The sequence below is a fragment of the Nostoc sp. LEGE 12454 genome, assembly GCF_056620565.1.
Genome location: NZ_JBWQXL010000002.1, coordinates 365,488 through 391,973, shown reverse-complemented (window position 1 = coordinate 391,973; position 26,486 = coordinate 365,488). Strand labels below are relative to the sequence as shown.

General features: G+C 43.1%; 20 protein-coding genes. 16 read left to right on the top strand and 4 right to left on the bottom strand.

The genetic code is table 11. The annotated features are described in order from the left end of the window. Positions 1 to 470: 470 nt before the first annotated feature. Positions 471 to 2,183 (bottom strand): putative bifunctional diguanylate cyclase/phosphodiesterase, encoded by a 1,713-nt coding sequence (locus AC1F2U_RS03930; protein ID WP_480259918.1) that lies wholly within the window; start codon positions 2,181 to 2,183, stop codon positions 471 to 473. A 1,141-nt stretch (positions 2,184 to 3,324) separates the two neighbouring features. Here AC1F2U_RS03930 and AC1F2U_RS03925 point away from each other — a divergent pair. Next, positions 3,325 to 4,077 (top strand): SDR family oxidoreductase, encoded by a 753-nt coding sequence (locus AC1F2U_RS03925; protein WP_480259968.1) that lies wholly within the window; start codon positions 3,325 to 3,327, stop codon positions 4,075 to 4,077. Positions 4,078 to 4,174: 97 nt separating this feature from the next. Here the strand turns inward: AC1F2U_RS03925 and AC1F2U_RS03920 are convergent, their stop codons facing one another. Next, entirely contained in the window at positions 4,175 to 4,864 is a 690-nt protein-coding gene (locus tag AC1F2U_RS03920; RefSeq protein ID WP_480259917.1) for a 5'-methylthioadenosine/S-adenosylhomocysteine nucleosidase family protein, read from the bottom strand. A 194-nt stretch (positions 4,865 to 5,058) separates the two neighbouring features. Between AC1F2U_RS03920 and AC1F2U_RS03915 the strand changes: the two genes are divergently transcribed. The 11 genes from AC1F2U_RS03915 to AC1F2U_RS03865 all read left to right on the top strand — a co-directional run bounded on the left by AC1F2U_RS03915 (position 5,059) and on the right by AC1F2U_RS03865 (position 17,165). Continuing rightward, a complete protein-coding gene (locus tag AC1F2U_RS03915; protein WP_480259916.1) occupies positions 5,059 to 7,794 on the top strand; it encodes an efflux RND transporter permease subunit in 2,736 nt (911 codons plus the stop codon). Next, positions 7,794 to 8,777: a hopanoid-associated sugar epimerase gene (gene hpnA / locus AC1F2U_RS03910; RefSeq protein ID WP_480259915.1), complete on the top strand. Its 984-nt coding sequence runs from the start codon at positions 7,794 to 7,796 to the stop codon at positions 8,775 to 8,777. The genes AC1F2U_RS03915 and hpnA overlap by 1 nt, the downstream gene beginning before the upstream one ends. 113 nt (positions 8,778 to 8,890) lie before the next feature. After that, the gene (gene hpnH / locus AC1F2U_RS03905; RefSeq protein ID WP_480259967.1) at positions 8,891 to 9,910 is read left to right on the top strand and encodes an adenosyl-hopene transferase HpnH; all 1,020 of its coding nucleotides are present in this window, start codon (positions 8,891 to 8,893) and stop codon (positions 9,908 to 9,910) included. Between the two features lie 329 nt (positions 9,911 to 10,239). Then, the gene (locus AC1F2U_RS03900; RefSeq protein WP_480259914.1) at positions 10,240 to 11,064 is read left to right on the top strand and encodes an alpha/beta fold hydrolase; all 825 of its coding nucleotides are present in this window, start codon (positions 10,240 to 10,242) and stop codon (positions 11,062 to 11,064) included. A 409-nt stretch (positions 11,065 to 11,473) separates the two neighbouring features. Then, positions 11,474 to 11,995 carry a phycocyanin subunit beta gene (locus AC1F2U_RS03895; protein ID WP_322673570.1) on the top strand — a complete coding sequence of 174 codons (522 nt, stop codon included), beginning with the start codon at positions 11,474 to 11,476 and terminating at the stop codon, positions 11,993 to 11,995. 96 nt (positions 11,996 to 12,091) lie between these two features. Next, entirely contained in the window at positions 12,092 to 12,583 is a 492-nt protein-coding gene (gene cpcA / locus AC1F2U_RS03890) for a phycocyanin subunit alpha (RefSeq protein WP_480259913.1), read from the top strand. 654 nt (positions 12,584 to 13,237) lie between these two features. Beyond that, positions 13,238 to 14,050, top strand: a complete 813-nt coding sequence (locus AC1F2U_RS03885; protein ID WP_480259912.1) for a phycobilisome rod-core linker polypeptide — start codon at positions 13,238 to 13,240, stop codon at positions 14,048 to 14,050. Positions 14,051 to 14,221: 171 nt separating this feature from the next. Further along, positions 14,222 to 15,091, top strand: coding sequence for a phycobilisome rod-core linker polypeptide (locus AC1F2U_RS03880; RefSeq protein ID WP_480259911.1), 870 nt, complete (start codon positions 14,222 to 14,224; stop codon positions 15,089 to 15,091). A gap of 75 nt (positions 15,092 to 15,166) precedes the next feature. Beyond that, positions 15,167 to 15,418: a phycobilisome linker polypeptide gene (locus AC1F2U_RS03875; RefSeq protein ID WP_480259910.1), complete on the top strand. Its 252-nt coding sequence runs from the start codon at positions 15,167 to 15,169 to the stop codon at positions 15,416 to 15,418. 2 nt (positions 15,419 to 15,420) lie between these two features. Then, positions 15,421 to 16,266, top strand: coding sequence for a HEAT repeat domain-containing protein (locus AC1F2U_RS03870; RefSeq protein WP_480259909.1), 846 nt, complete (start codon positions 15,421 to 15,423; stop codon positions 16,264 to 16,266). A 170-nt stretch (positions 16,267 to 16,436) separates the two neighbouring features. After that, positions 16,437 to 17,165, top strand: a complete 729-nt coding sequence (locus AC1F2U_RS03865) for a HEAT repeat domain-containing protein (RefSeq protein ID WP_480259908.1) — start codon at positions 16,437 to 16,439, stop codon at positions 17,163 to 17,165. A gap of 145 nt (positions 17,166 to 17,310) precedes the next feature. Here the strand turns inward: AC1F2U_RS03865 and AC1F2U_RS03860 are convergent, their stop codons facing one another. Continuing rightward, positions 17,311 to 17,961, bottom strand: coding sequence for an HD domain-containing protein (locus AC1F2U_RS03860; RefSeq protein ID WP_480259907.1), 651 nt, complete (start codon positions 17,959 to 17,961; stop codon positions 17,311 to 17,313). 200 nt (positions 17,962 to 18,161) lie between these two features. Between AC1F2U_RS03860 and AC1F2U_RS03855 the strand changes: the two genes are divergently transcribed. The 4 genes from AC1F2U_RS03855 (at position 18,162) to AC1F2U_RS03840 (ending at position 23,769) form a co-directional block, all read left to right on the top strand. Beyond that, a complete protein-coding gene (locus tag AC1F2U_RS03855; RefSeq protein ID WP_480259906.1) occupies positions 18,162 to 18,335 on the top strand; it encodes a hypothetical protein in 174 nt (57 codons plus the stop codon). A 51-nt stretch (positions 18,336 to 18,386) separates the two neighbouring features. Continuing rightward, positions 18,387 to 19,754: a protein kinase domain-containing protein gene (locus AC1F2U_RS03850; protein WP_480259905.1), complete on the top strand. Its 1,368-nt coding sequence runs from the start codon at positions 18,387 to 18,389 to the stop codon at positions 19,752 to 19,754. A 250-nt stretch (positions 19,755 to 20,004) separates the two neighbouring features. Then, a complete protein-coding gene (pruA, locus tag AC1F2U_RS03845) occupies positions 20,005 to 22,977 on the top strand; it encodes an L-glutamate gamma-semialdehyde dehydrogenase (RefSeq protein WP_480259904.1) in 2,973 nt (990 codons plus the stop codon). A gap of 345 nt (positions 22,978 to 23,322) precedes the next feature. Next, complete coding sequence (locus tag AC1F2U_RS03840) at positions 23,323 to 23,769, top strand: GNAT family N-acetyltransferase (protein ID WP_480259903.1); 447 nt, start codon at positions 23,323 to 23,325, stop codon at positions 23,767 to 23,769. A gap of 55 nt (positions 23,770 to 23,824) precedes the next feature. Here the strand turns inward: AC1F2U_RS03840 and AC1F2U_RS03835 are convergent, their stop codons facing one another. Then, positions 23,825 to 26,047, bottom strand: coding sequence for a hybrid sensor histidine kinase/response regulator (locus tag AC1F2U_RS03835; RefSeq protein WP_480259902.1), 2,223 nt, complete (start codon positions 26,045 to 26,047; stop codon positions 23,825 to 23,827). Positions 26,048 to 26,486: the final 439 nt, after the last annotated feature.

Genomic DNA, 26,486 nt, shown 5'->3' with positions numbered 1-26,486 from the left:
GATTTCTCTTTTGATGTCACCGGAGAAAGGCAGGAGGCAGTGTTTCGACTCCTTTCGACTTCTCTACAAGACGCTACGCGAACGCTCAAGGCAAGCCGCTCAACAACCAGGCAGGTGGTCTGGTCACTAAGCGTAGTCGTTGGCGCAGCCTCTGTCTGCGACACGCTGCGCGAACATAGAGAAGTGAGGCAGGAGGTTTTAGAAAAGATTTTTCTCTTGAGGCAAAATGGTCTGAGAGCAACTAAATTTATTTATGAAAAACAAAAAAATATGTATTTTATTAAGTAGGCGCAAGAAATACAGCGTCCTTGTTAAATCTATGTTCGGCTGAGGCTCACGGCGTAAGTCTAAATTTATTTATGGGGATTCCTTCAGCATTACTGCCTCCTTAACCTGCCCCCTGATAACCATTTCTAGCAAAATTCAAATGAAACGTTATCAGGGGTGTATTTTCTGGCTTAGGCATCCACTTATGCTGAAATTTTCTCCATCTGCTGAGAAATTTTTTGCAACATCGGGGTAATTAGATCGGCGGGCACAGGACAACTGAAGTAATAACCCTGACCTTCATCACATCCCAGCATTTTCAGGTAGTCAAGCTGTTCTTGGGTTTCCACACCCTCTGCCGTGATGTTCAACCGCAGGCTTTTTGCCAAGGCAATAATCGCATTTGTGACGGCAGCACTATCAGGATTGGACGTGACATCTTGTACAAATGAGCGATCGATCTTGAGCATATTCACAGGAAAGCGCTTCAAGTAGTTAAGGGAGGAATAACCAGTACCGAAGTCATCTAGAGCCAAGCATATACCCAGTTCTCGTAATTGTTTTAAGCTTTTAACCGATCGCTCTATATCAGCCATCAAGAAGCTTTCTGTCACTTCCAATTCCAGGTAAGATACTTGAAGTCCAGTTTCCTCAAGAATTTGACTGACGATCTCAACCAGATTCGGTAGTTCAAACTGTCGGGCTGACAGATTTACAGACATCCGAATTGGGTTAAATCCTGCAAGCTGCCAAGCACGGTTTTGGGCACAAGCAGTTCGCAAAACCCATTCACCAATTGGTAGGATCAAACCATTGGCTTCAGCAATGGGAATAAACTTTACTGGAGAAACCAAACCTAATGTAGGATGCTGCCAGCGAACCAACGCTTCCATAGCTGTAATTTGTCCGCTGTGTAAATCAATCAGAGGTTGATAATAAAGCAGCATTTCATTGCGCTCAAGCGCTCCACGTAATTCATTTTCTAAAGTTATTCGCTCCTGTAACTGAGCATTAATCTCCGGCGAATAGAATTGGTATTTGCTACGCCCTTGCTGCTTCGCCTGGTATAGTGCGATATGAGCCTCTTGCAAAAGTTGATCTACGCTATTACACTCATTTATTCCATTAATTGTGATACCGATGCTGGCGGTGATATGAATCAAATTACCCTCTATAGAAAAGGGCTTGCTCAGGGTACTTAACAGCATCTGAGATAGCTTAATCACACTTTCAAAAGAAATAATGTCTATGCGGGCAATAGCAAATTCATCTCCACTCAAATGGGCAAGAATATCTGTTTGTGTCATACAGAGTGATAACCTCTGACCAACTGCTCTTAACAACAAATTTGTTGTTTCATGCTTCAAACCATGACTCATAGCAGTGAAATCATCAATAGCTAGTAAAAAGACCGCTAGAAAGCGCTGGTTATTTTCAGATTGAGATAGAGTCTGATGGAGGCGATCGCGGAATAAATCGCGATTGGGCAATCCAGTTAGATCGTCATAATTACTGATGTAGTGAATTAACTCATCTAATTTGTGAAGAGTTTGTGAGGTATCTGCCATCAATGTACCGACTTCATCAGTAAATTCTGTGGGCAATTCAGGTAAAGTTTTGGTGTTTAAATAATTTTGCAATGCCGCAGATGTCAAAATAACCGGTTTGAGGAGGTGGTGTATTGCGTAGAGAGTAGCGGCTGTACCCGCTAAGGTAGCCAACAGAGCAATAAGCATAACTCGAATCGCCATCTCCAAGGAATAGGAGTTTGAGATAACGAAACTCAAGAGTAAGCTTAGAAGTGGTATGTGAGTACCCAAAAATGCCACCAACATGATTTTAGCGGTGTAACTTTTTTTGAGTAATGGAAAACTAGCTAAGAACGAGTAGAGATTGAGCTTGTGATTGAGCTTCATAAATTCTGTTCAATAGTTGGTAAATTAGTTCCGAGCTATTCTGACAAAAAAGTATTTTGAATTCACATTCCGGTAGAATTAGCTCTGATGGAACCCAACCCTGACAAGGTTATATATTATGCTTCCCAATCTAGACTCCTACTTAATATGGATTACGATAAAGTTTCTGTAAAACTTATTTTACAAACAATTTAATAATCATAATTTCATTGATTGTTATACTGTCAGTAGTTATATAAATTTAATATGAAGCTGTAGACAAAAGGTTTACAATACAATTTTTTAAAAGATCCGCTAAATTTTATTTAAATTAACTTTATTGAGCTAATCATAAACATCATCTTTTCATTGCTTCTGGCATATAAAAATAAGAACTAATTGATTTTTTTGTTTTATGGATAGTATTTTGCATTCGATTCGCCAATGCAATTAGTGTTATAAATACAATCGAAAGATGCGAACTAGAAAGACCCTGAACCAAGGTTTTAGTAAATTAAAGAAGCAGAATAAGGTTTCCTTATTAGCAAAGGGAAGTATCTAGGCATAAATATATTTAAAGTTTGTAGTAAGGACTTTAGTCCTGATAAATCTTTGCTCTGAGCGATAAATCGCTCACTACAAACTAGGAGTTTATTTTATATTTAATTATGTCTAACTACTTAGCATAGAGACTCAGACGGGAATGGCATTAATAAAAGCCCAAAGGCTTGTGTAGTCTTGTTCCCAGCCTCCAGGTAGGGAATATATTTAAAAGAGGCTTTGCCTCTTGTCAAGCTACTGGAGGCGGAGCCTCCTAGAACGGGTTCGCCTCAGTTAGCTCCATAAGGGATGCTCCCAGATAGTCCTTGCGCCAAAACATGTGCAAAGCTTGCTCTAAGGCTTCGTCAATATCGAAAGCGCGAGGAAGTCCTTGCGACTTAATTAGATTTTTCCGCTTTCATACCTATAAGTATAAAACTTCCTTGACACCAAGACTTAATCAAGAGATACTTTTTGTATCGATTGGTAAATAAATATTGATTGGTAACTATTATGCCCAGTAAAGTACCTGATGCAAGCCATTTTATCGATGGTGGCTTTACAGCTTGAACAATATGTAATTAGACTCGCAATCACTAAACCTTATTCAAGAAAACATCTTATGTCACAAAAGCTCTTAGAAAAAGTCGCGCTCATTACAGGTGGTACCAGCGGCATCGGTCTTGCTACAGCCAAGCGATTCGTCGCCGAAGGTGCGTATGTCTTCATCACAGGTCGTCGTCAGCATGAACTTGATGCCGCCGTCAAAGAGATCGGTAAAAACGTCACTGGCGTTCAGAGCGATGTCTCTCTTCTTGCAGACCTCGATCGCCTTTACACCACGATTGAGCAAGAGAAAGGTCGCCTTGATATCATTTTCGCCAATGCTGGAGGTGGGGAACTTGCGCCGCTCGGATCGATCACTGAGGAACACTTTGACAAAACGTTCAACACCAACGTCAAAGGTCTGCTTTTCACCGTGCAGAAGGCATTGCCTTTATTGTCCGAGGGAGCTTCAATTGTCCTCAATGCTTCGATTACTTCTATCAAGGGCACCCCAGCGTTCAGCGTTTACAGCGCCACCAAAGCCGCCGTGCGCTCGTTTGCACGCAACTGGACACTCGACCTCAAAGAGCGCAAAATTCGTGTCAATGCCATCAGCCCTGGTGTCGTGCCTACTCCTGGCTACAATCTTCTGGGACTAACTGAGGAGCAGGTGCAGGAATTTATAGCAAGTCAGGCTGACAATATCCCCCTTGGGCGGGTGGGTACACCAGACGAGATTGCTAAAGCTGTTGTCTTCCTTGCATCCGATGACAGCAGCTTTGTCAACGGCATCGAACTCTTCGTCGATGGGGGCATGGCGCAGATTTGAAGCGTCCCCAAAGCGGTCAGCAACGTAAAATACAGGCTGTTTCTAGTTCGCTGAATGCTCAACTCAAATAACTGTGTGCCATCAATTCTGCAACGAATTATTCCAGCCTATTGCCAGAAAAGAGCCGATTTGTAACTTGTTCTAATACCTTTAATGCTGTTAATGAACCTCGAATCAACCGAGTAGCGGCAAAAGGTTGTCGAAGCATGGCGATCGCTAACGGAAAAGGGTTTAGAGAGCCATCAGAGTTAATTGCTGGTGTGAGATCGGGGATATTATGCTGACAATCGTCGCTAACTACTCGCAGCATTGCCACAGACACCCCAGCCGCATTGAAAAATTCTAAAGCGGTAAATCCTTCCATATCAACAACATCAGCCGCCAAAGTCTTACCCAAATGGCGTTTTTCGGCAGCCGACCAAATCACGCGATCGCTTGTCAGTGACTTGACCAAAGATACTTTTTCTGATACAGAAGAGTGCAATTGTGCTGTAAAAGTGCGATCGCATTCTTGCTGCTTCCCCTGATAAATACAATTTTGATACAGCACAAGATCGCCAACTGTATAGCGATCGCTCAAGCTGCCACATATACCCATAATTAGCACTCTGGATTTTGGAGTCAGCAATTGTGCTTGTTGCAGGTATTTGAGTAAAGGCTTCATCCCAACAGGTATGGCTACTATTGTTGGGATGGAGGCAGTAATGCCGCTTAATCCGCGACACACAGCTTTATATTCTGCTCCTTGAGGTACCAGAATTGTGTTGATGGGCAAAAAATTAGGCACTAGTCTCGATAGTTTTAAGTTTTAACGGTTAATTAATGTTTAGAGTAGATAGGCGTGGCGCGCATTAAAGATTGGGTCATATCTAAGTGACAATAAGTAATATTGTCGTTTAGTAGTAACCAAAATTAGCAAACCGAAGATGATTGCTGTAGCATGACTAAATAATTGTGTCATCCACACGATAATTTTCCAAGATGGTAAAGCTTCATAACTCCAAATCCGCACGAGAACTCTTCAATATTTCCAAATTGGCGATTCAATTTTCGTGGCTGACGGTGAGTTTTTGGATTGCCGTAACGGTAGCTGGTGTTCTAGCTTTCAGTTCCCTTAAGTATGCCTTGTTTCCAGATATTACCTTTCCAGTGGTGGTTGTAAATGCTACAGCTCCCCTGACAACAGCCCTGGATACAGAAGCGAAGCTCACCAAACCCCTAGAAGAACGCCTCCGATCCCTAGAAGGACTGGAGAATATCCGCTCATCAACCTATCCTAGTCAAACAGCTGTAGCCCTTTCTTTTGCCGTTGGGACGAATTTAGAAACATCAACCAAAAAGGTTGAAACTGCCCTGAAGCAGCTAACTTTGCCTCAAGGAGCGACTTCTAAAATTATTCCCCTGAATCTAAACGAGTCAGCCGCCATTAGTTATGCCATAGAGAGTCCTACACGAAATCTCAAAGATTTGACGAAGTTGGCGCAAGATGAGATTGTCAGTGCGATCGCTAAATTACCAGGAGTTCTCAAAGTCTCACTACTAGGCGCTGCTACGGCAACTCCTCCGGTAAATCCCGCGAATACGAGTGCAACGATCCCCCAAGGTGGGGCAACATTAGTCCGGTTTAACGGTCAAGATGCACTCGCATTTCAGGTAATCAAACGCGGTAGTGCTAATACTTTGGAAGTCGTGAGTCATGTTGAGAAAGAAGTTCAAAGGCTACGCTCAACCCTCAAGGATGTCAAACTCACCTTAGCTGCCACTCAAGCAGAATACATCCGCCAAGCCACCCAGTCAACAATTGATGCTTTGCTGGAAGCAGTCTTGTTGTCAATAGTGGTAATTTTTCCTTTTTTATGGAATTGGCGGGCAACTCTCATTTCTGCCTTGGCGATTCCTACATCTTTGCTGGCGACATTTATCGTCATGGCGATTTTCGGCTTCAACCTGGAAACGATCACCCTGCTGGCTTTAGCTTTGGTGATTGGTAGCATTGTTGATGATGCGATCGTGGATGTGGAAAACATCATGCGACACGTTGACGATGGGGAAACTCCTCGCCAAGCAGCGCTTTTAGCTACAAATGAGATTGGGTTGACAGTTACCGCTGCCACTTTAACAGCAGTAGCAGTTTTTCTACCTATAGGTTTGATGGGTGGGGTAATCGGTCAATTTTTCAAGCCTTTCGGCATCACTGTATCCGCGGCGATGCTCGCTTCTATGCTAGTTGCTCGGACTTTATCTCCAGTTCTGGCTATCTACTGGCTCAAACCTAAATCCTCACTTTCCCCGCGTCGAGAAGCAAAAATCTGGGTAGCGTTTACCCAATCTTACAGAAATTTGCTGAGTTGGTCTTTGAATCATCGGAAGATAGTTATCGGGTTAGCTGCACTCAGTTTCATCGCAGGTATAGCACTGATTCCACTAATTCCCAAAGGGTTTATTCCTAAACTCGATCGCGGCGAATTTAATATTGCTTATACGGCTCCTTTGCCGAGTATTCCTAGTGGAGCAGAGGGGCAGAGGGGCAGGGGAGCAGGGGAGCAGGGGAGAAATCCTAGTCTCCAGTCTCAAATTCCCAATCCCTTGAACGATTCTCTAGAGGTTGCGAAGAAATTAGAAAATGTAGTCAGAAAATCACCGGCAGTTGAAACGGTATTTACTACTGTTGGTTCTCGTGAAGGTGAGCCGAATAAAGGGATACTATATGTAAAGTTAAAGGGCGATCGCACAATCACAACAGGCGAACTACAGGATCAGTTGCGCTCCTCCTTACCTGTTCTTTCTGGGGTAACTACTAGTATTGAAGATATTCAATTTGTCGATTCTGGCGGTCAAAAACCCCTGCAAATAGCATTACAAGGTGATAATCTCCAAGCTTTGAGCAAAGCAGTCAAAGCCATTAAAGAAAGGATTCAAAGGCTACCGGGATTCGCTGATGTCACAGTTACAGGTGAAACGAATCCACAGGGCACAGTTTTTCAGATCGAGCGTTTGAATAATCAGCGGGTGGCCTACATCAGTGCTAATCTTGGCAAGGATCTGTCTTTGGGTGATGCCACTGACAAAGTGGTAGCTGAAGCAAACGCGGTGTTACCCTCTAATGTTTCTTTAAATTTAGGAGGAGACTCTGCTAATCAAAATAAGGTTTTTAGCAGTTTCGGCAGTACTTTAGCTCTATCTGCTTTGTGTATTGTTGTGGTACTAATTTTACTATTCAAAAGCTGGGTAGACCCTTTAGTTATTGGTGTCTCTTTGCCTTTAGCATTAGTGGGGGCGATGTTGGCGCTACTAATTACCAAGAGCGACTTTGGTATGATCTCATTGATCGGTTTCGTCTTTTTGCTGGGGCTGGCAAATAAAAATGCGATTTTGCTTGTAGATTACATCAATCAGTTACGCAACACTGGCTTAGACCGTACAGAGGCGATTCTCAACACCGGACTAGTGCGCCTCAGACCAATTATGATGACCACGGCCTCCACTATTTTAGGGATGCTGCCGATCGCTTTAGGTTTGGGTGCTGGTTCCGAATTGCGATCGCCGATGGCTGTAGCGATCGCAGGTGGACTAGTAACTTCAACTATCCTCAGTTTGATCGTTGTGCCGGTAGTTTACACCATTTTGGATGATTGGTTTCCCCGGTTTAAGAAGAGGGGGAGCAGCACTTCGGCTTCGCTCAGTGACCGGGGAGCAGGGGAGCAGGGAGGAAGTTGATGCAAGTTTTTATCACGGGCGGTACGGGTTTTATTGGCGCTCATTTGGTACGGTTGCTCCTACAAGAAGGATATGCCGTCAAAGCACTGGTACGCTCAACCAGCAATTTGGAGAATCTACGCGGTTTAGAGGTTGAAATTGTCAAAGGCGATTTGAACGATCCAAATCTCTGGCAACAGATGGAAGGTTGTCAATACCTATTTCATGTAGCAGCTCATTATTCCCTCTGGCAAACAGACCGTGAATTACTCCACCGTCACAATGTTCTGGGTACGCGCAATGTATTGGCAGCAGCTCGCAAGGCTAACATTGAACGCACTGTCTACACAAGTTCAGTGGCAGCGATTGGGGTAGGATCGTTAGGGGAAGTTGTGGATGAAACACATCAGAGTCCCTTAGAAAAGTTGGTGGGTGATTACAAAAAGTCTAAGTTTCTGGCTGAACAAGAAGCTATGCAAGCCGTTGCTACAGGTCAGGAGGTAGTTATTGTCAATCCCAGCAGTCCGATTGGCTCGTTGGATATCAAACCTACGCCGACGGGTGATATAATTTTACGGTTTTTGCGACGGCAAATGCCCTTTTACTTGGATACTGGTCTAAATTTTATCGATGTGCGGGATGTGGCATGGGGGCATTTACTGGCTTTGCAGCGGGGTAAATCTGGCGATCGCTATATCTTAGGTCATCAAAACCTCAGTCTCAAGCAACTACTCGAACAACTCGCCGATATCACAGGTCTGAGCGCACCTCAACAAACAGTACCCGCTTGGTTGCCCCTAAGTGTTGCCTGGGTTGATGAAAAGATTCTCGCACCATTAGGAAAATCGCCCTCAGTACCATTAGATGGCGTTCGGATGGCGAAACAACCTATGTATTACAATGCTTCAAAGGCTGTACGAGAATTGGATCTACCCCAATCTTCGCTGAACGCCGCACTCAAAGATGCTGTGGATTGGTTTGTTGCTCAGGGATATGTCAAATGAAAAATATAGCGATTTACGTGTGGATGCAATAGACAGTGGGGGCGCAAGGCCTTGCGCCCCTACGTATATTTTCCTGTGGTGTATTTATCTTTAAAAGAGGAGCGATCGCAACAATGGCAGTTAATCTACAACAAGCTATGGATATTGGGAAGTATCTTGTTACTCAGCGTTTGAAAGGACGCAAACGCTTCCCCTTAGTGTTGATGTTGGAACCTCTTTTTCGGTGTAATCTCGCTTGTACTGGTTGTGGTAAAATCCAACATCCAAAGGAAATATTAAAGCAAAATCTCACCCCAGAACAGTGTTTCGCCGCTGTGGAAGAGTGTGGCGCACCAGTTGTCTCAATTCCTGGTGGAGAACCTCTGCTGCACCCCCAGATTGATGAGATTGTCCAGGGATTAATTGAGCGCAAGAAATATATTTACTTGTGTACCAATGGTTTGTTATTAGAAAAGAGCCTGGATAAGTTTCAACCTTCTCCGTACCTCACTTTCAGCGTGCATTTAGATGGAATGCGGGAGTTGCACGATCAATGCGTAGATCGTAAAGGTGTTTTTGATATTGCTGTCAAAGCCATTCGCGCCGCTAAAGCTCAAGGCTTTCGTGTTACAACTAACACCACTATCTTTGAAGGTACTGAACCTAAAGATATGCAAGAGTTCTTTAACTTTCTGGAAACGCTAAATACTGACGGGATGATGATTTCTCCCGGCTACAGTTACGAGTGGGCACCCGATCAAGATCATTTTCTCCACCGCGAACAAACCCGCGCCCTCTTCCGAGAAATTCTGGCTCCTTACAAAAGTGGTGAAAAAAACTGGAACTTCAATCACAATCCCTTGTTCCTAGATTTTCTCACTGGTGATAAGGACTACGAATGCACGCCTTGGGGTAGCCCTAGTTATAGCGTTCTCGGTTGGCAAAAACCTTGCTATCTGCTGAACGAAGGTTATTACTCTACCTTTAAGGAATTACTCGCCCAGACTGACTGGAGTCAATACGGCCAGAAGAGTGGTAATCCTAAGTGTGCCGATTGTATGGTTCATTGTGGCTACGAACCTACCGCCGCAATGGATGCAATGCAGCCGCAAAATATGGCGCGTGCCCTTGGCAGTGTGTTTGGTAGGAATTAAGAAGTAATGAAGAGTGCTGAGTGCTGAGTTAAAAGACTGCTTACCCTTCGGCAAGCTTAGGGCATCGCAAGGGGTGAGGCTTTTACTAAGTACACAATTACTGAGTAATTCTTAATTTACTCAGTAATCAGCAATCAGAATTCAGCGTTGAGTAGGGTTAATACTACATATTAAAGGGTGCTATACTTGCGCACCCTTTAAGGATTCTGATTGCACTGGAATGTGTATAACAACATACGATATACGATATTTCAAGGAAAATGCTTATTTAGAGATATTGCGATCGCTCGTTGAGCCAAATTCGCCGAAATTTGTCAGGAAAAATACTTATGCCGTTTGTATCTGTTCGTGACCTGCAAATGTATTATGAGATTCATGGCACTGGTCAACGTCTGCTTAGTATCAGTGGTACTGGAGTAGATTTGCAGCGATCGCCGACTATTTTTGACTCACCGCTAGCCCCACACTTTGAAATCTTAGCTTACGATCAGCGCGGTCTGGGTCAAACCTCAAAACCTGATATTCCTTACACCATAGCAGATTACGCCGCCGATGCAGACTCTTTGTTAAATGCAGTCGGGTGGGAGAACGCTCATGTCATCGGAATTTCCTTTGGGGGTATGGTAGCCCAAGAGTTGGCACTGCGCTATCCACACCGCGTTAAACGTCTTGTTTTGGCCTGTACTAGTAGTGGCGGTGCTGGTGGGTCGTCATATCCACTACATGAACTCGCGAACCTTGCTGCTGAAGAACTAGCTCATCGGCAAATCACAATTGCTGATACCCGTTGGCAAGAGGAAGCTTGGCTCTCTAGCCGAACTACACAATTTCAGGAATTAGTGAAGCTGACACTAGCAGTTTCTCAAGCGAATATAGACGAACCAAGTCGTGAAGTTGGGCGTCGTCGCCAGCTTGAGGCTCGTGCTGCTCATGATACATATAATCGACTTTCTCAACTGCAAATTCCTGTCTATATCTGCGGCGGCGATCGCGATGGTATATCTCCTCCTGCCAATCTTGAGGCAATGCAAAAACAGATACCAGGTTCGTATTTAGAGTTCTTTAAGGGCGGTCATAGCTTTCTTTACCAAGATTCCCAAGCATTCAAGCGTGTTATTGCCTTTCTCCAAAATAAATTAAGTAATTTTACATAAGACATCTAAGACCTAACTACAAAGTGACAGTAACTACAACACCTATTGCCCTCCCACAATAGCAGCGCTCGGCTCATAAACTAAACAGAGACAAAAATATGAAGTTATGTAACTATTTTTCACAAACATAATAATAATTTGTAATAAATTATGATACGGCAGCATTGTATAAAGAGAACTTGGAAGTAAAAAACAACATCTTAATCAGGTTTTCCAGTCGTTCATAGAAGTTTGAAGTTTTTTAACAAAAGTTTTAATCTGAAAGCCTGGAGATCGTAAACTTATTTCTTGGATGTCTGTTTTAAACCTTTCGTACATTCGTCAGGCAGTGCTGACATCAAAAATCAACTGAACCATTCAGTTTTGAGTCCAGTTATTCTTAACCAAGCAAATTAGGAGATTTAACGCAATGGTTTTAGATGCATTTGCAAAAGTAGTTTCCCAAGCTGATACACGCGGCGAATATCTCTCCGATGCACAATTGGATGCTTTGAGCGAACTAGTCAAAGATGGTAACAAGCGTACAGATGCTGTTAACCGTATTACCAGCAATGCGTCAGCTCTTGTTGCTGCTGCGGCTCGTGATTTGTGGGCAGAACAACCCCAATTGATCACTCCCGGTGGTAATGCTTACACCAGCCGTCGTGCAGCTGCTTGTATCAGAGACTTGGACATCATTCTTCGCTATATCACCTACGCTATCTTTGCTGGCGATTCTAGCGTGCTAGACGATCGTGCCCTCAATGGATTGCGGGAAACCTACTTGGCATTGGGAACTCCAGGAGCTTCAGTTGCTGTTGGTATTCAAAAGCTGAAACAAGCTTCTTTGGCAATTGTCAACGATACAAACAATATCACCAGAGGCGATTGCAGTGCTTTGTCATCTGAAATAGCTAGCTATTTCGATCGTGCTGCTGCTGCTGTGGCTTAAGCCAAGTAAGCATTGCTGATGTTGACTAAATAATTGTCCTGTCTATAGGACAAAACAAAATTTCAACCATAACGTTTGTAAAAGGGAAATACCAAAATGACAAAAACACCTCTAACTGAAGCAATTGCATCGGCTGATTCTCAAGGACGCTACCTCAGCAGCACCGAAATTCAAGTTGCTTTTGGTCGCTTCCGCCAAGCACCAGCTAGCTTACAAGCAGCAAAAGCATTGAGCGCCAATGCTCAACGGTTGAGCGAAGGTGCAGCTCAAGCGGTGTATAACAAGTACCCTTACACCACTCAACAACAAGGCCCTAACTTCGCGGCTGATGCACGCGGCAAAGGCAAGTGTGTACGTGATATCGGCTACTACTTGCGGATTATCACATACGCTTTAGTTGTTGGTGGCACAGGTCCCTTGGATGATTTCTTGATTTCTGGCTTGGCTGAAATCAACCGGACTTTTGATCTGTCTCCTAGCTGGTACATTGAAGCTCTCAAGTACATCAAAGCTAACCACGGTCTCAGCGGCGATCCAGGTGTTGAAGCAAATTCATACATCGACTACGTTATCAATACTCTAAGCTAGAGTGTTTCTTTAGCCCGGAGAGGAAATCAGCTCTTATGACAAGTAAGTTTTATGAGTTGTTTACCTCTCCGGGCAGTTTTTTAAGAAAAGCTAGCTGAAAACCCTGGAGAAAGAGGAACGTAGTTCTGTATTTTTTGCTTTAGAACAGGGATGAAAGCTGCCGACGTAGCACGGTACTTGCTACAAGTTTGGGAAAGTTCGCAATCTAGTGCCTCTTTTAAGCTACCGTCAATTGGCACAATATTTTTGTCAGTACAAGATTTAAACACCTACCCTCGGACTGGGGAAAGTATACGCCCGAAATAACGTAAGGAGATATCACTACGCCCTTGTGGCAGATGTGGTGAGGCAGCGAGCGCAATCTTCTACCTTCTCTTAGGAGACGCTACGTATTCGCGGAGTGTCCCCACAGAGAAGCAAGCTACGCGCAGTGTCTGGCAGAGTAACGTCTAGAGGTTTCTCCCCGATGACAGACTGCCAAACCGATAAGGTGAGCCTGGGAACCTGTTGTAAACAGGATATTAAGGCAGCTATGTCTTAAAAATCATCTTACTTAAAGTAAGGTGAGTGTCAATTTCAAAAAGACTGTTAAAAAACTAGAAAAAATTTTCTAAAAAGTTTTCAGTTTTGCAGTTAAAACTGAGGAGGTAAAAAATGGCAGCTTCGGGACAAGCAGCAAGATTAGGGATTGGAGCGTTTGAAAATTCAGCACCAGTAGAACTACGCCCTGATAGAACAGAAGCCGATGTGGCAGTGGTTATCCGGGCGGCTTACCGTCAGGTTTTGGGTAATGCATATCTACTAGAAGGAGACCGTCTAGAGAGTGCAGAATCACTGTTGCAGCAAGGTGCAATCACCGTTAGGGGATTTGTGCTAGCCATTGCTCAATCAGAACTCTATCGGGATAAGTTTTTCTACTCCAACTCCCAAACTCGGTTTATAGAGTTGAATTATAAGCATTTATTGGGGCGTGCCCCAGAAGATGAGTCAGAGATTTCGTACCATGTTGAGCTTTACAATTCACAAGGTTACGAAGCTGAGATTAATTCCTACATTGACTCATTAGAATATCAAGAGAGTTTTGGCGAAAATATTGTGCCCTACTACAGAGGCTTTAAAAGTCAAGTAGGACAGAAAAATGTTGGCTATAGCCGACTGTTCCAACTGTATCGGGGTTATGCCAATAGCGATCGCGCTCAAGGACAAAAACAAGGACGGCTAACTTGGGAAGTGGCTAAGAATCTAGCTTCACCCATTTATCCAGTCTCTGCCGGAGCCTTAGCAGGTCTTTCTAGAGGCGATCGCGGCGAAACATACCGGATCAGAGTGCTACAAGCAGCTTCCCCAAACTCAGCTGTAGTAAGGCGCGGTACTGCGGAATTGATCGTACCTTACGAGCAACTTTCTAGTAAATTGCAGCAGTTGAATCGCAAGGGCAGTAAGGTTATTAGCATTACAGCCGTATAAATAGGGAATCGGGAATTAAGTGAGGAGTTAGGAGTGAGGAGTGAGGAGTGAGGAGTGAGGAGTTAGAAGTTATGAGTTTTAAATTCCTAACTATACCCCTACCTTAACTTCTAACTCTTAACTCCTAACTCCTAATTTTTCCAACTACTAATTACAAAAGGAAAATTACCAATGGCTATTACAACAGCAGCTTCCCGTCTGGGAACAGAACCTTTTAGCGATCAGTCTCCTGTGGAATTGCGTCCGAATGCAACCAAAGAAGACATCGAAAGAGTAATTGCTGCCGTCTATCGTCAAGTTTTGGGCAACAACTACATATTGGCATCAGACCGCCTGATAAGTGCTGAATCTATCCTCCGCGATGGCAAAATTACAGTACAAGAGTTTGTGCGTCAGCTAGCTAAATCGGAACTGTACAAAACCAAGTTTTTCTACGACAACTTCCAAACTCGCGTCATCGAACTGAACTACAAACATTTGTTGGGTCGTGCCCCTTATGATGAGTCTGATGTCGTCTATCACTTGGACTTGTATCAAACCAAGGGATATGAAGCCGATATCGATTCTTATATTGATTCGCCAGAGTATCAATCTAACTTTGGTGAAAATATAGTGCCTTACTATCGCGGCTTTGAAACCCAAACAGGACAAAAAACTGTGGGATTTACCCGGATATTTCAACTTTATCGCGGCTATGCCAGTAGCGATACCTCCCAACTCAAAGGCAAAGACACCCGTCTTGCTAGCGAACTAGGCCGGAACAGTGCATCCGTCGTTGTTCCTCCCTCCGGTGCTTCCTCCGGTTTTTCATACGTTGCTTCTGAAAAAGGCGTTACCCCCAACAGCACTTTTGGTGGTGCGGGAACCTTTGGTAAAGAAGGCAGACTTTACCGGATTGAAGTAGCAGGTGTTTTTGGAGCTGGGTATCCCAGCACACGCCGCGTCAATCAAGCGGTGGTTATACCTTATGAAGAACTATCTAGTTACTTCCAGAGAGTGGTAAAACAAGGTGGTAAAATAGCAAGTGTGAAACCCCTTTAGTGTCAATAGTCATTAGTCAATAGTCATTATTAAGGGCAAACGACTAATGACGATCTAGAATTGGGAATTAATTTTATGGTTGGAGCAATTAGTAGTACGAGTAGTCGCTACTTTCGCTATGAAGTAGTGGGTTTGCGCCAAAGCGAAGAAACTGAAAAAACCAACTATCCGATTCGTTCTAGTGCTACTGTGTTTTTCACAGTACCTGAGAACCGGATGAATCAGGAAATGCAGCGGATTACTCGCTTGGGTGGCAAAATAGTCAGCATTCAGCCATTGAACGCTGAACCTAAAACAAATAGCGAACAAAGCGATCCTCCTTCTTGATAATGAATTCTAGTCCGCAGAAATTTGAAGATTTATCACCGACAGGTAACTCTGGCGATGATGAATCTTTAACAGTAGAGCAAGCGATCGCTAATCTTGAGAGTGCAGATTTAGGTCTGCGCTTTTATGCTGCCTGGTGGTTGGGTAGGTTTCGGATCTGTGAAGCAGCTGCGGTTACAGGATTAATTAAAGCGTTAGAGGATGAAGCCGACAGAACACCAGAAGGCGGATATCCTCTGCGACGTAACGCAGCTAGGGCTTTAGGAAAACTAGGCGATCGCCAGGCAGTCTCACCTTTAATTGCGTGTTTAAACTGCTCAGATTTTTATGTCCGGGAAGCAGCGGCACAATCCTTAGAAATGCTGGGCGATCCGGTTTGTATTCCCGCCCTGATTGAGTTATTACAAGTAGGTTTGCAGGGAGAGCAGCTAATCTCAAAGCAGCCTGATTTATCTCAACCCTACGAAGCCATTTTAGAAGCCTTGGGAACATTGGGGGCGACTGAGTGCATCCCTTTGGTAAAACCATTTTTAGAGCATCCAATCGAATTGGTGCAATATGCTGCCGCACGAGCGATGTATCAATTAACCCAAGAACCAGTTTATGGAGAACGGTTAGTCAAAGCTTTGGCAGGAGATAAATTGCAATTGCGTCGAGCAGTGTTAGCAGACTTGGGAGCGATTGGCTATCTACCCGCAGCAGATGCGATCGCTGAAACTCTTGCCGAAAATAGTCTAAAGCTAATTTCTCTTAAAGGATTACTAGAACATCAAGTTAACCACACAGCAACAAGCACTTTGTCGGATGGTGCGATTAAAGTGATAAATTTGATGGACTCGCTTTTGTAGTTATAATTTCCCAGGCATTAGTTGTTATTAATACGCTTAAATTAACTGTTCATCACACATAAACCCGTAACCTAACTGCCAAATAAGGGCTAGGGGGTTTATGCCTGATGTCAACTACGGAGGACTTAAGCTACAATTGGCAGATCCCTAATGACTGATGGCAAATTATTATGAATAACAGTGACCTTGCCCAAATATTAATTCGTGCTGTGGAAGAAGCAGACTCCTCGGATCGCTTATTAGACGCAGTTCAGGAGTTAGCGGCAGCTGGTATTGAGGAATCTGTTCCCACACTGATTGCAGCTTTGGGCTACAACAATCCAGGGGCAGCAGTGGCGGCAGTAGATGGACTAATTGCGATCGGCGAAGTCGCAGTACCATCACTATTGGAACTAATTGATGACTACAACTACAGTGCGAGAGCCTGGGCTATTCGCGCCTTAGCGGGAATTGGTGATGTCCGGGCGCTGGATACCTTGTTAGAGGCAGCAAAAAACGATTTTTCCTTAAGCGTGCGGCGGGCAGCTGCTAGGGGATTAGGCACTTTGCGCTGGCAGCAACTACCTGCTGAGAAAGGGGAATCTGTTCAGACTCAGGTATTAGAGGCATTATTACTAATTTCTCAAGATCCAGAGTGGATAGTGCGCTACGCAGCAGTGACGAGTTTAGAAACACTAGCGATCGCTATAGCAGTCACTTTACCAGAGCAAGCAGCGCGGATTACAAATCAACTTCAGCAAATACTTGATACTGATGCCGATGTGGGAGTTCGCACCCGTGTAAAATTTGCACAGCAAAAAATTCAACAGCAACAACATCAAGAAATGTTTGCACCAAAAAGAAAGCTAGAAAATACTGAAGTGTCTGAAATACCTCATCGTGGTGGTGGCAGACGGTAAATCACCAGACACCATACCGCGCTTGCGGTATGGTGTTAGGTCTCCCAATTCATCGGAGATAGCCTTCAGAACTCCTTGTTTTATTGGTCTTACATTCGCTTCTCCGATGGGGAGTCCTGGTTCCCAAGACCTTGTTTTGGTAAAACTAACCAGGCGATAAAGATTGAATTTCTGCCTGGATATTGCCACGAGCAGATGGTTCGGCAAACTCTGACATTAAAGGCGTAAAATAAATACGCGATCGCTGTAAAAATCGTTCTAAAACCTGTTGACGACCTGTAATATACTCTGCCTCTTCCACCCAGCTATATTCCTGACGAATAGCATGGGCGTATTCTTCATAATCAACTTGGTTAGTAGCCAAAATCGCTAAATCTGCATCAACTAGGACTTGGCTATCATAGTCATTTACCGCAGCTTGGTGGTTTTTAGTGTTCAGAATCAGACGGGTGACAGTAGTTATGATACTTTCTGGAATACCCAAATTACTCAGCAACTCAAAAGCATAGTCTGCACTTCGTTCTTCGTTATCTTTGGCTTCAGCGTCATACACTACATCGTGAAACCAGGCAGCTAGTTGAACAGCAGCTAGGTTATTGGTGTAGCCTTGCAAAATCTCAATTGTGCTGAGAACGCGATCGATGTGTTTCAGTGTATGGTAATAGCGGCCAGGGGTAGAGTAAGCTTCAACCAAGAGATTAAAGGCTTTCTCAGCCGCTACCTGGTCAACGCCAAAGGGTTGGAGTGTGTGTTGCCAGTTATAAAATAAAATATCCATAACATTTTCTGTAGCCATAGAGGCAGTATACCCATTCTGAGTATTGGAAAAAATAAGTACATGCTGTTAAAACAGCAGTAGAAGACTTCAAGTACGAACCTCACCTTCTAACTCCGCTACGAGAAAGAGAAAAAATTTTCCTACCCTTACTTGCAGGGAAGGGTTAGGAGTGAGTTTACACGAATATATTTACAACTTATAAATCAAGTTATAAATCAATGAAACTTTGGACGGTTCATTATACAAAGTTTGGCGCTAGTATCCCCAGAGTTTCCGCAATTGGCGTCAGGATAGATAAAGAAAAATCAGAGGAAGGCATGACTGTAGTGTTGCCAAAGCAATTTAATCCTCTATCAGAAAGTTTGCGGGAGATCGGTGGTTCACCACTGTGATATCTGATACAGGTAAGTTATGATCTTGGACATTAATTTTTTATTGTTCAGATGCCAGCTAAAATCATCCTTACCGTTATTCAAGGACAATTATTAGGACAGCAATATATTTTTGATTGCCGCAGTAGCTGCATAATCGGTAGAAGTCCAGATTGCAATCCCCAGTTACCAGATGATGAAAATCATCGGGGCATCTCTCGCTATCACTGTCTACTAGATATTAATCCTCCTGATATTCGGGTGCGGGACTTTGGTAGTAAAAATGGCACTTACATTAACGGTAAAAATATTGGACAACGCCAACGAAATCAAACGGCTGAAGAAGCTGTAAAATTACAGTTTCCAGAGTATGACTTACGAACAGGCGACGAAATCAATTTAGGTCACACTGTCTTTAAAGTTAGTATAGAAATACATCCAGATCAAGTAAATCTACCAACCTTCATCCCTGACGATGTTACTGTCAAAAATAACCCAGTACAACAGGCTTATTTCTTAGACATCATCAAATACTTTCTGAATTTGGCTGAGAGTGGCGATCGCAACCTCAAAGCAATTAGCGGTTATAATCTTGTCAAACTTCTCAGCACTAGTGAATTCGGAGAAGTTTATTTAGCACAGCATAATCAGTCTGGCAAGTTCATAGCCTTAAAGGTAATGTTACCAGCAGTGGCGGCGAATGACTTCGCTGTGCAGATGTTTCTCCGGGAGACGGAAAACACTAAGGCTTTGCAACATCCTCATGTAGTGCAACTGATGGATTGTGGCTTCTCGGAAATTATCTTCTTTTTTACAATGGAATATTGTGAGAGCGGTACTGTATGGGATTTTATGCAACAACTGGGTGGGCGATTGTCTATTGATATTGCTGTACCGATTATTCTGCAAATTTTAGACGCTTTAGAATATGCCCACAATGTTGAACTTCCTTATGTCAAACTGGCTGATGGTAAGTTTGGCAAAGGTAAAGGTATAGTTCACCGCGACCTCAAACCGAGTAACATCTTCTTGACTAAAATTGACGGAAAACTGGTGGCAAAAATCGGTGATTACGGCTTATCTAAAGCCTTTGACTTGGCTGGTTTAAGCGGTCAAACTTTGACTGGTACTCAAGCAGGTACTCCCGTTTTTATGCCGCGACAGCAGGTACTTAACTTTAAATATGCCCAGCCAGAGGTAGATATTTGGGCAGTTGCGGCTTGTCTCTACAATATGCTAACAGGTTGTTTCCCCCGCAACTTCACAGGCGATCCTTTTCTAGCAGTTTTACAGAATAATCCCATACCAATTCGCCAACGAGATGCAACAATTATCCAACCCCTAGCGCAGGTGATTGATTTGGCGTTGGTTGATAAGCCAGAAATCCACTTTAAAAGTGCAGCTGAATTTAAGCGGGCCTTGTTAAGTGCGTTGTCATAGTAGAGTTTACAGCATTTTATTATCTATTTAATCTACATCTGTCGTAGGGGCGCAAGACCCAACGATGGAATATTTTTTTATTGCTAGCCCCTAGAACGCACGAGGTAAGTAAATCATTCAAAATCAATCAAATCCTTGCTGTATAGTAATTACGAATTCCGCATAATGGTGACAGCTAAATGAAAGCGTCAAAATAGAAGACACAGGCTTTGTACAAAAAGCCTTGCCTTGATTAACGGAGTTATTATCAGTGGTATTACAAGTACAAACAAGCACCTACGAAGCTAAAACCCAAGAAATTGCTAAACAACTTCTAGCCGCAACGCAGGAAAATCGTTCGTTTTTTTCTTCCCTGCGGGATCAAATGCGTTGGGATGATAAATTACTCGCTTGGGCAATGAGTAATCCTGGATTGCGGGTGCAACTATTTCGCTTTATAGATACGTTACCTGCTTTGCACAGTAAATCAGAAATTGCCTCACATTTACAAGAATATTTAGGCGATGAATCTGTAGAATTACCGACAGCTTTGAAGGGAATGCTAAACTTTGCTAATCCCGACTCGATGCCTGGACAAGTTGCTGCTACAACCGTTGGGACAGCCGTTGAGACTCTTGCCCATAAATATATTTCTGGAGAAAATATTAAACAAGTCATCAAAACAGTTGAACGACTGCGAAAAGAAAAAATGGCTTTCACCATCGACTTGCTTGGTGAAGCCGTAATTACCGAAGCGGAAGCGCAGTCTTATCTAGAACGCTATCTAGAATTAATGCAACAATTGGTGGAAGCATCGAAGAATTGGTCAGCTATTCCGGCGATTGATGAGGCTGATGGCGAACCCATCCCAAAAGTTCAGGTTTCTGTGAAATTAACGGCGTTTTATTCCCAATTTGACCCATTAGATGCTAAAGGTAGTGAGGAGCGAGTTAGCGATCGCATTCGGATTCTCTTACGTCGTGCTAAAGAATTAGGGGCAGCTGTGCATTTTGATATGGAACAGTATGCCTATAAGGACATAACTCTCAGCATTCTGAAAAAACTGTTAATAGAAGAGGAGTTTCGGCAACGCACAGATATTGGCATGACAATTCAAGCATATCTGCGTGATAGCGAACAAGATACCAAAGACGTAATTTCCTGGTTGAAAGAACGTGGTTATCCTCTGACAATCCGCTTGGTGAAAGGCGCATATTGGGATCAAGAAACGATTAAAGCAGCGCAAAAGCATTGGCCACAGCCAGTTTACAACGACAAAGCCGCAACAGATGCTAACTTTGAAACCATCACTCAATTGTTGTTAGAAAATCATCAATATGTCTATTCTGCCATTGGTAGCCATAACGTGCGATCGCACTCTCGCGCCATTGCCATAGCTGAAAGTTTAAATGTCCCGCGCCGTCGCTTTGAGTTGCAAGTCCTCTACGGTATGGGTGATAAAGTTGCCAAGGCTTTGGTTGATAAAGGTTATCGGGTGAGAGTTTACTGTCCCTACGGTGAATTATTGCCTGGGATGGCGTATTTAATTCGTCGATTGTTGGAAAATACCGCTAATAGTTCTTTTTTACGGCAAAATCTCGAAAATCGACCAATTGAAGAGTTATTAGCGCCGCCAATTGTCAAAGAAGAAAAAAACTCTTTAACTCCTAACTCTCATTTCCTCGGTGCTGCTGATACCGATTACGCTGAAGAAGAGGTGAGAAAGAAGGCGGCGCAAGCTTTCCAAAGCGTTCGTCAACAACTTGGTAAAACATATTTACCGCTGATTAATGGAGAATATGTTAATCCACCGGAATTTGTTGATTCTCTTAATCCTTCTAAGTTCAGTGAGGTAATTGGTAAAATTGGGTTGATTAGCGTTGAACAAGCAGAACAGGCAATGCAAGCTGCTAAAGCTGCCTTTCCTGGGTGGAAGAAAACGCCAGCAAAACAACGCGCTGATATTTTGCGGAAAGCGGGTGATTTGATGGAACTCCGCCGCGCTGAACTTTCAGTTTGGATAGTTTTGGAAGTTGGGAAACCAGTTAAGGAAGCTGATGGAGAGGTTTCGGAAGCGATAGACTTTTGTCGATACTACGCTGATGAGATAGAACGGTTAGATGAAGGTGTGAATTACGACATACCTGGCGAAACTAATCATTATATTTACCAACCACGGGGAATTGCTGTAGTGATTTCTCCTTGGAATTTTCCGCTAGCGATCGCTTGTGGAATGACAGTTGCAGCTTTAGTTTCGGGCAATTGTACTCTCCTCAAACCTGCGGAAACATCTTCTGTAATTGCAGCAAAACTCACAGAAATCCTGGTAGATGCTGGTTTTCCTAAAGGTGTATTTCAATACGTACCTGGTAAGGGTTCGCAAGTTGGCGCTTATTTGGTAAATCATCCAGATACTCATGTGATTGCTTTTACTGGTTCTCAAGAAGTCGGATGTCGAATTTACGCAGAAGCAGCAACGCTGAAACCCGGACAAAAACACATGAAACGGGTGATTGCTGAAATGGGCGGCAAGAATGCCATTATTGTCGATGAAAGTGCTGATTTAGACCAAGCTGTGGTGGGGGTAGTGCAGTCGGCATTTGGTTACAGCGGCCAAAAATGTTCTGCTGCTTCCAGGGTGATTGTCCTGGAACCGATTTATGATGCCTTTGTGCAGCGGTTGGTGGAAGCGACAAAATCCTTGAATATTGGGGAAGCAGAGTTACCGAGTACGCAAGTTGGGCCGGTAATTGATGCTAATGCCCGCGATCGCATCCGCGAGTATATTGAGAAGGGTAAGGCAGAAGCAGAAGTGGCGTTGGAATTACCAGCACCCGAACAAGGCTACTTTATTGGCCCAGTCATCTTTAGTGAAGTATCGCCCAATGCGGTAATTTCCCAGGAAGAAATTTTTGGCCCTGTGCTGGCGGTAATTCGGGTGAAAGATTTCCAGGAAGCCTTAGCAGTCGCCAACGGTACAAATTACGCCTTAACTGGCGGACTTTATTCTAGAACGCCTTCGCACATTCAGCAGGCACAGACAGAGTTTGAAGTTGGGAATTTGTACATCAACCGCAATATTACCGGAGCGATCGTTGGACGGCAACCTTTTGGTGGATTCAAACTTTCTGGAGTAGGTTCTAAAGCAGGCGGCCCTGATTACTTACTGCAATTTTTAGAACCACGCGCAGTGACAGAAAATATTCAACGTCAAGGTTTTGCACCAATTGAAGGAGCAGATTAAACTAACGTGAATTCCACGGTTCATATAGTGTCGGTCAATTAGCACAATCAAACCACCTCTCCCTGATTTTACTGCGTAAAACCCTCCCTCTCCGAGTCCTACGGTGTACACACATCTTGATAATCAAGCCCCAATCCTGGATTTATCCCCCTTAATCCCCCCGATGTATTGGGGGAATCCGGTTCTCCCCCTTACCAAGGGGGAGTTAGAGGGGGTCAGAAGGGCTTGTGTGTACACCGTAGCTCCGACTACGAGAGGGACAGGCTTGCACTTTCGTTCAAAGCATGGAGAGGTGCATCAAACTCACATTAAATTACAATAGGTATTAACATCAAACAGAGTTTAATGAGTAATTTAGTTATAAAAGTTGCTGAATTACCTAAAGATTTTCCGGCAATTCAAGCAATTAGAAAATCAGTTTTTCAAGAAGAACAAGGGGTAGATCCCGCTTTAGAATTTGATGGCAAAGATGAAATATCCGATCATCTAATTGCTTATTTAAATCTGGAAGTTGTAGGTACTGCTAGAATCAGATATTTAGATAATAAAACTGCCAAAATAGAAAGATTAGCTGTTTTATCGACAGTTAGAGGGCAAGGTATTGGTAAGAAAATTATGGAAAATGCCCTACAGGTGATAGCTAACCAACATATTCCAGAAGTCGTAATTCATGCTCAAGAATATGTGAAAAATCTATACAAAAAACTGGATTTTGTAGAAGAAGGAGAAATATTTGAAGAAGCTAGTATTCCCCATGTGAAAATGAGAAAAATATTTTCACAGTTAAAGTAAAATTATCTAGTATTTTTTCACTAATTGTTCAGACAAAAATGTATTTTATGAGCAATTAACTAAAATATTTCATTAAAATTGACTCTAGCTGGACTATGCCAATTGGCTTGATAAGGTAGTCATCAACACTACCTGGTAGCATGGCAATTTCCTCGTCTAAAGGTTCGCTAAAGGTCATCATCACAATTGGTAAATGTTCCCGATAAGGCTCTTTTCTAAGGATATTCAGCAAATTCCAGATATGGACATCTTTTACTAATTGCAAATCAAAAAAAACTAAATCTGGTTGGAAGCTTTGTACCTGTTTCAAAAAGTCGTTACTATTATCTATCCACTTGACTTGGTAGCCAATTGTGTGGAGATAATCTTGCAATACTGTTGCTGTGTTTTCCTCTTCTTCTACAAGCAAAATAGTTTTATTTGTGGAGATCCCTGAAGAAGAGGAGGACAAGGTAAAGTTTGCTTCCTCTTCAGTCTCATCGATCTCATTTGTCTCATCTTCCCCATTTTCCGGATGCTCTGGATTTGGTAGAAACAGAGTGAACTGACTGCCCTTTCCTAAAGTTGATGTTACGGTAACATCTCCACCATGTAAACGCGCTAATTTCCGCGTCAACGCTAAACCCAAACCAGTGCCTTCATACTGCCGATTTAAGCGACTGTCAAGCTGTTTAAACGGTTCAAATAGAAGTTGAAACTGGCTTGAGTCTATACCAATGCCAGTATCTGAAACTGTAAACGTTATCCCTTGTGGCACTTTTTTGACTACCAGCGATACTTCACCTGCTGGGGTGAATTTAATAGCATTAGTGAGCAAGTTGAGTAGCATTTGCTTGATGCGCCGCTCATCAGCAATCCAAATATCCTTTTCTAGCTCAATTTCACAGGTGAGTTGCAATCCCTTTTCTGAGGCGCGATCGCGCACTGTCCAGATGGCATAATTACATATATCTGCCACTGACAAAGATGATAGTAACAGATCCTCTTTACCCGCTTCTACCTTAGATAAGTCAAGGATATCGTTAATCACTGCCAGCAGGTGTTCACCACTACTATAGATACAACTTACATATTCGTTCTGCTTTTCATTCAGAGAGCCAACTATTTCTTGTTGCAGTAACTGTGACAAACCCATAATCGCATTGAGAGGTGTCCGCAACTCATGGCTCATGGTTGCTAAAAATTCAGTTTTTGCCCGACTGGCAGCTTCTGCTGCTTCTTGAGAGGCACGTAGTTTCAACTCTGTTTGCTTACGTTCAGTAATATCCTCAATCATCGCTAGAAAAAATTCAGGTTTACCATTGCTGCCTGGTATAACAGAAACAGAGATATGAGTCCAAAGTAAGTTACCATTTTGATGCTGGCAGCATCTTTCTATCTCAATACGATGTCTTTCGACAAGCTGTTTCTGATGTTTAAAGGGTTGTAAACCTTCTTCCCTCGAAGTTCTCTTTAAGTCTGTGCGAATTCCTGACATCAGTTGTTTGTAAAGTTTTAAATCCTCCCTTTCTATGGAAATGTAATCTGTAAAGCACTTGCCGTATAACTCTTCTTGGCTGTATCCTAAAATCTCGCATAGTGCCAGATTAGTATCGACTATCTGCCCTTTCATATCTATCAGGCCAATGCCGATAGAGGAACGCTCAAAAATCGCTCGAAATTGTGCCTCACTCTGTCGCAGTGCTTCCTGTACGACGTTTCGCTCGCTCGCTTCCATAGCCAGCGTCACAAAATCTGCAATTGAACCAGCAAAGCTCTCTTCCTCTAAAGTCCATTGGCGACCTTCGCCTATGTGTTCGTGGCACACTACGCCTACCAAATGACCCTCTAGCCAAATTGGTGCGTCTAGTATAGATGTGATGCCCAAAGCTGAAAAATAAGACTCGGATAATTCTTGGGTTCTGGGATCGTTTCTGGCATCATCCGCGGCAATAGTACGCTCCCCTTCTAAAGCTTGGAAATAAACAGGAAAATTTGTTTTTAGAAGCGAGTTACCAAAGGTATGCTTCTTAGTCCTGACATCATACAAATCAATGCATTCAATTTTTGAACGTTCTTCATTATATAACCATACCCCAACTCGCTCTACTAACAGCGTCTGAGCAGCAGTTTCTGTAATTTCCCTCAACACCGCATTGAGATTACCTTGCTGAAATGTCTTGCTTCTTGCCAGTTGCACCAGCATCTGGCTTTGTTTTCGCCGACTATTTTCTCTGATTCGTAAAGCCTCTTGGGCCTGGTTGTGCTCTGTTATATCTCTAGCTGACACCACCTGCATTAGTTGCCCTCAAGAAGAAATAATTTGGACTTGCAGTTCTACGGAAAAAGTAGAACTGTCTTTGTATAACTACAATTACTTGCTATGGTTTTTCATAACCGGAAAGTATAATTTTTCTAACTAAATTTTATATTCTGACTAATTAGTTATAAGCTAGATTTTGCTGATTACTTCTATTACTTCATACCATTAATTTTTGCCAGGGGATAATTAGCATTTCTAGTAATTTCACTATTAAGTGATTTTACTATCAACTAGTACAAGTAGTATAGTATTTTTAATTTGAAACTGGGGAGTGCTAAAGACTTTTCCCAATACCCAATCCCTAGTACAATTTTTTGCTTAGTACTGACTAGCAAAATACCCTTGATTCTCCTAGAGAAAGATACTTAATGGCTCAAATTCTGCCAAACTTAAGGTAACGGCAGCTTTTGCGGAG

Coding starts and splice junctions, on each gene's coding strand:
- cpcA (WP_480259913.1), top strand. CDS start 12,092: ATGACAAAAACACCTCTAACTGAAGCAATTGCATCGGCTGATTCTCAA.
- AC1F2U_RS03850 (WP_480259905.1), top strand. CDS start 18,387: ATGCCAGCTAAAATCATCCTTACCGTTATTCAAGGACAATTATTAGGA.
- AC1F2U_RS03875 (WP_480259910.1), top strand. CDS start 15,167: ATGGTTGGAGCAATTAGTAGTACGAGTAGTCGCTACTTTCGCTATGAA.
- AC1F2U_RS03835 (WP_480259902.1), bottom strand. CDS start 26,047: ATGCAGGTGGTGTCAGCTAGAGATATAACAGAGCACAACCAGGCCCAA.
- AC1F2U_RS03860 (WP_480259907.1), bottom strand. CDS start 17,961: ATGGCTACAGAAAATGTTATGGATATTTTATTTTATAACTGGCAACAC.
- AC1F2U_RS03870 (WP_480259909.1), top strand. CDS start 15,421: ATGAATTCTAGTCCGCAGAAATTTGAAGATTTATCACCGACAGGTAAC.
- AC1F2U_RS03885 (WP_480259912.1), top strand. CDS start 13,238: ATGGCAGCTTCGGGACAAGCAGCAAGATTAGGGATTGGAGCGTTTGAA.
- AC1F2U_RS03900 (WP_480259914.1), top strand. CDS start 10,240: ATGCCGTTTGTATCTGTTCGTGACCTGCAAATGTATTATGAGATTCAT.
- hpnA (WP_480259915.1), top strand. CDS start 7,794: ATGCAAGTTTTTATCACGGGCGGTACGGGTTTTATTGGCGCTCATTTG.
- AC1F2U_RS03865 (WP_480259908.1), top strand. CDS start 16,437: ATGAATAACAGTGACCTTGCCCAAATATTAATTCGTGCTGTGGAAGAA.
- AC1F2U_RS03855 (WP_480259906.1), top strand. CDS start 18,162: ATGAAACTTTGGACGGTTCATTATACAAAGTTTGGCGCTAGTATCCCC.
- AC1F2U_RS03915 (WP_480259916.1), top strand. CDS start 5,059: ATGGTAAAGCTTCATAACTCCAAATCCGCACGAGAACTCTTCAATATT.
- AC1F2U_RS03895 (WP_322673570.1), top strand. CDS start 11,474: ATGGTTTTAGATGCATTTGCAAAAGTAGTTTCCCAAGCTGATACACGC.
- hpnH (WP_480259967.1), top strand. CDS start 8,891: ATGGCAGTTAATCTACAACAAGCTATGGATATTGGGAAGTATCTTGTT.
- AC1F2U_RS03880 (WP_480259911.1), top strand. CDS start 14,222: ATGGCTATTACAACAGCAGCTTCCCGTCTGGGAACAGAACCTTTTAGC.
- AC1F2U_RS03925 (WP_480259968.1), top strand. CDS start 3,325: ATGTCACAAAAGCTCTTAGAAAAAGTCGCGCTCATTACAGGTGGTACC.
- AC1F2U_RS03840 (WP_480259903.1), top strand. CDS start 23,323: ATGAGTAATTTAGTTATAAAAGTTGCTGAATTACCTAAAGATTTTCCG.
- AC1F2U_RS03930 (WP_480259918.1), bottom strand. CDS start 2,183: ATGAAGCTCAATCACAAGCTCAATCTCTACTCGTTCTTAGCTAGTTTT.